Origin of the sequence: Clostridium sp. D33t1_170424_F3 (assembly GCF_015667585.1) — a bacterium.
Classification (GTDB): Bacteria; Bacillota; Clostridia; order Oscillospirales; family Acutalibacteraceae; genus Anaeromassilibacillus.
Window position 1 is genome coordinate 1 of record NZ_JADPEG010000036.1, and the last position, 4,132, is coordinate 4,132.

At 34.8% G+C, this 4,132-nt stretch carries 4 protein-coding genes; all 4 read right to left on the bottom strand.

Features of this window, described 5'->3' with window-relative positions; all coding sequences use genetic code 11:
* Positions 1-200: 200 nt before the first annotated feature.
* Positions 201-1,217 (bottom strand): glycosyltransferase family 2 protein, encoded by a 1,017-nt coding sequence (locus tag I4V53_RS13800; RefSeq protein WP_195986271.1) that lies wholly within the window; start codon positions 1,215-1,217, stop codon positions 201-203.
* Between the two features lie 393 nt (positions 1,218-1,610).
* Positions 1,611-2,495, bottom strand: coding sequence for a hypothetical protein (locus I4V53_RS13805; protein WP_195986272.1), 885 nt, complete (start codon positions 2,493-2,495; stop codon positions 1,611-1,613).
* 62 nt (positions 2,496-2,557) lie between these two features.
* Positions 2,558-3,241: a hypothetical protein gene (locus tag I4V53_RS13810; RefSeq protein ID WP_195986273.1), complete on the bottom strand. Its 684-nt coding sequence runs from the start codon at positions 3,239-3,241 to the stop codon at positions 2,558-2,560.
* Positions 3,242-3,285: 44 nt separating this feature from the next.
* Positions 3,286-3,780, bottom strand: a complete 495-nt coding sequence (locus I4V53_RS13815) for a hypothetical protein (protein ID WP_195986274.1) — start codon at positions 3,778-3,780, stop codon at positions 3,286-3,288.
* Between the last annotated feature and the right edge of the window lie 352 nt (positions 3,781-4,132).

Consider the following 4,132-nt stretch of genomic DNA (forward strand, 5'->3'; position numbering starts at 1 on the left):
AGTTGACCGACCGCGACTTTATTCTACCAGAAGGTTTTTTCACTATTTAATCTTTTTTACTCTCCCCGGCTTAGCCGGGGGTTGTCCTTTTGCTAAAGCTGATTAAAACAAAAAGGCCCATCCAAACGGATGGGCCTTAATCTGGATAAAAGTAAACACAATAGCTTTTTAATGAAAAAACCATGATCCAGTTGCTGCTGTTATTCCTTCAGAAGATTACAATATGCTTGATAAAAAACCTTGTTTGTTATAATCATATTTTTGACAAGAAACGCCACTCTCGTTTTCAATGATTTTGAACGATAGACACTGCTCTTCTTCAGATCGCGAGAATACTGTTTCACTCTATTGATGACATCAACAACATTCTTATCATATCGTGCGCCTCTTGTATAAAGCATGATTTTCATAACCGCATAAACGTAATTTTCCTTTAATTGCAGCGTTACTTCTTCATCATTTATATTCAAAGTTTTATTAAGCAGCCTTTCAAAGATATCCGCATTTGCAAAGTCAAATTTTACATTTCTCGTCCGGCAGGCACTCTCCGCTCGGTAGCACCAATGATAAAGCCTTTTATCCGTTAAACATGCTTTATCGCAATTTGACATGACATCAAAGGTATATAAGCAGTCTTCATTTACTTTGATATTTTTATCAAACTGTATATTCCTAAACTTTTCTGTACGATATAGTTTATTCCATACCATGCCCTCCATGGAAATACCAGAACAGATAAAATTATGAATACATTCCTTGTTTCCCGTAAAAAGCATTATTTCCGACTGTGAATCGTCCACCTGGTTCAATGGCTCACCAGATACATCGTTCAAAACAAAAAGGCAGCTGGATACTTCACAATCATGGTTTTTGAGATTGGTATATAAAACCTCGAGGTAGTTTGCTTCTATATAATCATCTGAATCAACAAAAGCAAAAAACTCCCCTTGAACCAATGAAAGACCTAAATTCCTGGCACTGCTGACTCCGGAATTTTTTATATGATGTACGGAAACTCTTTGATCCAATACAGCATATTCATCGCACAATTTGCCAGAACCATCTGTTGAACCATCGTCTATACAGATTACCTCAAAATTTTGATACGTTTGCTTCAAGACGCTGTCCAAGCACCTTGCTACATATTCCCGAACATTATATATGGGAATTACAATACTAATAAGCGGCTCATTCATATTTCTTTCGATTTCCCCCATCCTCCCTACTTTATGATGCACATTCATTATACGTTAGACTGACAATTTTTAAATTTATATATCAACAAATTATCCTGATTATTTTTAGCAACCATTTGCTTTTTATTTAAACAAATCTTTTGCTATTTGAACAACCTAAAAAGTCTCATTAGTATGCCAAAGCGCTTACACTGCACAAATCCTTCCTTGTCTTTTTCTGTTCTGTACTATCAATGACTATTTCATAAGATTCACCCTATATTTTATGCACATCAGAAAATCAAAGCTGTAAACGAGAATTTCGACTCCCCTTTATTCATAGTTAAGTTTTTTAAAATTAAAGCATAAAGTCCCAGCGGATTCACCCCGCTGGGACTTTATCGCTCGATATGGATAGAAACACATACTTCCTTTTTACACTAACTGATTGGAACGCCTTTTAAGCATCAGGCTGGCGATACCGAAAACAGCCAAGCCTACAAGTATAACTTTTACTCCAGCGATCAGAGATAACCAAATGGAAAAGATCACATTATTAACAAACATTCTGTTGAGCATGCATTGGGTCACAGGTAGAACAACAAACAAAATTACAAAATACATTATGTTTCCCAGCAAATATGTGGATAACTTCATTCTCCTATACACAAGAAGAACCGCAAGGCAAGCAAGCAACCATTCGGAGACATTGAGAAACACACCATCCATCACATTCCCTGCAGTTGATGCCCAAAAAACCTGTGACATATTTTGGCGGACTATTTCCTGATTTGCGAAGAAATACAAAACACGACAGGAACCTTCCATAAGCACTGCTAATAAAGCCGCCAATCCAAAGTATATATAGTTCTTTTTTGTCCGCATCTTTGAATCGCCTGTATTGATAACCTGAGCGCCAAATGACCTGCTCCTGATTGTTTGAATAAATCCACATAGACCGGCCACGAAAATTGACACCCACATGATAACAGGAAAGACATCCACGAAAATTACGATCCATTCGTTATTCTTCAATTGTAAAGGTAACTGGAGCAAGTACGTCGAAACGAGAAAAATTGTCTGCCAAATTGCTACATTTAATCCATAGTGGCCCAACGTTAGACGATCGGTACCCAAACAAATCCCCAAATAGAGTACCAATACTATACAGATTCCTAAAATAGCTATCCCTGATCCATCATAAACGTCTTTCCAGCTTTTTGCTGCTTCCACAATATTCGTAGAGCTGGTTCTTGAGACTGCATAATAACGAAAACCTAAGGAAATTTCCAAAAGAACCAAAACAATTGATTGAATCATAAGATTTCTTTTAGTAAATGTATTACAAGATAACACATGGGCCACTCCCTTTACCGTACATTTTAATCAGAACCGGGTGTTACCTCTACCGTATCACCTAGTATTCCGAAATCTGCGCCATTAATAGTAACATCTTTTCCAGAGAAATTACCGAATAAATGAAAACTGCATGTGAAACGCGCTGTATAACCATCTGATGATTTACTCGCATTTGTCGATATATTTGCAGGAGAAAATTTCCAACCAACTCCTGCATCGGCATAAATAATGTTTTTAAGCGATGCATTATATGCACTTAATATCTTTCCAGTGTTCCTGTCATACACATAAGTTCCCGCAATCGTGTAATTAACTGTTATTCTATGCCCTAATATATCGTCCGATGGGTACTCAGTAAATACTTCACTAATTGACTTTGTGGCACTAGCTCGTGTACTTACCGATTTTTCACAAATTACTATACGAGACATCTTTCTAACATTTTCTTTACAATACTCCTCTATCAGATCAAAACTACCATTTTTATAGTACTGCCATGTATCCTGATAGTACTTTTGTGTAATATTTACACCTGCATTATTGATAATCCGGACACTTTCCAAATCTTCATAATACGGAGAAATAACGTCCGCAAAATCTGCTTGCGCAATTTTTGAATCATCTGTTTTTGATTTCGTGGCTAAAGCTATATTACTCAGCGATAATATTAAAATTAAAGTTAAAAATAAACTTACTATTTTTTTCATGATTTACCTCCTTAATATCGCTTTTTAATGTTTTTCTATCTTCATTAGTTCCCAGTTCCTGTTACAGAATTTTGAATATAGCCTAAATTATAAGTAGTTATCGGCACATTCCCTTCATACCTTATTAAATTCACATGAAACCTCGCTGTAAAAGTAGCCTTTGCACCATTGGAAGTAATACTGGAATCTACTGAAATATCACTGATTTCAATATCCCAGGAAGTATTTGCGCCACCGGGGTCCTTAACTAAAGTCACTTCATCTAAAGAATCACCATATGTACTTAAAATTTTTCCTGAATTTGGATCATAGACATACATTCCAGAAATGACATACTCAATTTCAACCGTTCTATTTTCAATCAAAGTTGTCCTTTTAAATCTTTTTGAGACAGATTTAGTAATGCCTAATCTTGTAGAATATAATTCTGTTTTATTTTCTTCGCGAGTTTTTGCACTTACAGGAAAGCATAGCAATACATTTAAACAAAGCGTCATTATTGTCGCAATTGATACTATTTTTATAATATTTTTATTCATTTTTATCTCTCCATTATCCATTAAATTTATAAATTTTGATTTTTAATCTTAAAAAAAAGACCATTGGAATCATCTTCTTTCTGCAAATTTGTTTAAAGTAATTCTTAATTTACTATAATTCTACGCTTATCCCTTATGTCTGTCAACATTATTCACATTTAAATATATACGATATTCTCAATAATAATTATAATTTGCACTACATATTCAACTAATAATATCTAAAACAAATAAAAAAAGGCCCATCCGATTGGATGGGCCTTTAAACTCAGTCATACACTGAAAACTGAATAAAGATTTAAGAATAGAACGAATTTGATGAAAAAGGGTCGAACCAAGAAATATGGTCAAG

Excerpts from the sequence above, each read along its gene's own strand:
- I4V53_RS13800 (WP_195986271.1), bottom strand. The coding sequence starts at position 1,217 with ATGGGGGAAATCGAAAGAAATATGAATGAGCCGCTTATTAGTATTGTA.
- I4V53_RS13805 (WP_195986272.1), bottom strand. The coding sequence starts at position 2,495 with ATGATTCAATCAATTGTTTTGGTTCTTTTGGAAATTTCCTTAGGTTTT.
- I4V53_RS13810 (WP_195986273.1), bottom strand. The coding sequence starts at position 3,241 with ATGAAAAAAATAGTAAGTTTATTTTTAACTTTAATTTTAATATTATCG.
- I4V53_RS13815 (WP_195986274.1), bottom strand. The coding sequence starts at position 3,780 with ATGAATAAAAATATTATAAAAATAGTATCAATTGCGACAATAATGACG.